At 71.6% G+C, this 1834-nt stretch carries 1 pseudogene; it reads left to right on the top strand.

Annotation, left to right across the window (positions count from 1 at the left end):
• Nucleotides 1–22: 22 nt before the first annotated feature.
• Nucleotides 23–1834 (top strand): annotated as a pseudogene (locus AB0O28_RS39765) (hypothetical protein); the annotation flags it as partial.

Genomic DNA, 1834 nt, shown 5'->3' on the forward strand with positions numbered 1-1834 from the left:
GACCTGGACGGTGGGAGAGCTGGTGGAGCAGATTCAGCGTCTGGTGCTGGCGATCGATCCGGGCTGGGCGGAAAGGCGTTATCGGGAGGCGGTGCGCAGACGCCGGGTGGTCGGGATGCGCAACGACGACGGCACCGCGACGGTGTCGGGCCTGGATCTGCCGCTGGAGCGGGCGGTGGCCGGGTGTGAGCGCATCGACGAGCTGGCCCGGGCGTGCAAACGCGCCGGGGACCGCCGTCCCGTCGATCACATTCGTGCTGATCTGTTCCTGGGCAGTCTGGACGGCAGCTTCGAAGGCCTGTCCGATGCCGAGATCATCGCTCATGTCCGCGCTCACCCTTTCGTGGACGCCTGTGACACCTCCTTTTCCGACGCCCCGGCCGGCTCCCCTGACCTTTCGCCCGCACCCGCACCCCCGGCTGCGGCGGGGAAGGAAACCACCGAGAAGACCGGCGGCGCGTGCGGCGAGGAAACCGGCGACCAGACCGGCGAGGAAACCGGTGACAACACCGGCGACCAGACCGACGTTGCACCTGGCGGCAGCTCCGGTAAGGAAACCAGCGGGGGAACCGCTGACGAGACCAGCAGCGAGCCCGGCGACCAGACCGGCGAGGAAACCGGTGCAGGCACCGGCGACCAGACCGGCGGCGGAACTGCGGTGGGGGCCATTGGTGAGACCATCGACAGGACCGCAAGCGCGGTTCGCCCTGAGGTGCCCCGTGAGACGTCCGGCCAGGTGCGCCCTGAACCCCACGCGGGGACACGCCCTGAACCCCACGCGGGGACACGCCCTGAACCCCACGGTGGAACGCGCGCGGCATCCTATGGCGGAGCCGGCCACAAGGGCGGTAGCGCTGCGCGTCCTGGGGTGCCCGGCGGGACCAGCGAACCGGCAACCACCCCCGGACACCAGCACGGACACAGCCCCGCACACAGCCCCGCACACAGGCCCAGCGAGGAGGTCGCGCACAGGCACCGGCACAACCCCGCACACGAGCAGCGGCAGGACTTCGCCCACGAGCATGGCCACAGCCCTGAACACGAGCACGGACACAGCCCCAGCGAGGAGGTCGCGCACAGGCACCGGCACAACCCCACACACGAGCAGCGGCAGGACTTCGCCCACGAGCGCGGGCACAACTCCGCACACGAGCAGCGGCGGGACTTCGCCCACGAGCGTGGGTGCAGCCCTGGACACGAGCGTGGGCGCAGCCCCGGGCAACAGCGCGGGCACAGCCCCGGGAGTGAGGACCGCCACGATTTCGCCCACGAGGCGGGGGACGGACCCGGGCACAAGGGACTCCGGCGAGGGCTTGACCATGCCGGTGAGCGGCCGGTCGCGGGCTGGAGGTGGTCGATACCGGAAATACGGGTGGAACTGACCACCCTGCTCGGCCTCGACGAGCACCCGGCCCACCTGCCCGGCTGGGGCATGGTCCACGCCGCTCACGCCCGCCGCATCGTCGCCGGCATGCTCAGCGGGCAGTGGCGCTATGCCATCTGCGCCGACGACGGGCACCTACTGCTGACCGGTATCACCCGCCGGCGCCCCTGCCCCACCGCGCAACGGCCCCCACGCGAGGCCCGCGGCGGCATCGTCGAACTCCAGATCACCCTCACCCGGCTACGCGAACTCGCCACCACCACCGCCGCCACCACGACTGCCACCACGACTGCCGCCACCACGACCGCAGCCACCACGACCGCCACCGCGACCGCCGCGACCGCTGCCAATACCGTCACCGCACCCGCCGCCACCGCGACCACCACGACCGCTGCTGCCGCCAATACCGTCGCCGCTGCTGGTGCCGCGGATTGGGCGCCTTTGGTCGCC

The organism is Microbispora sp. NPDC088329 (assembly GCF_040685655.1).
Lineage (GTDB): Bacteria > Actinomycetota > Actinomycetes > Streptosporangiales > Streptosporangiaceae > Microbispora.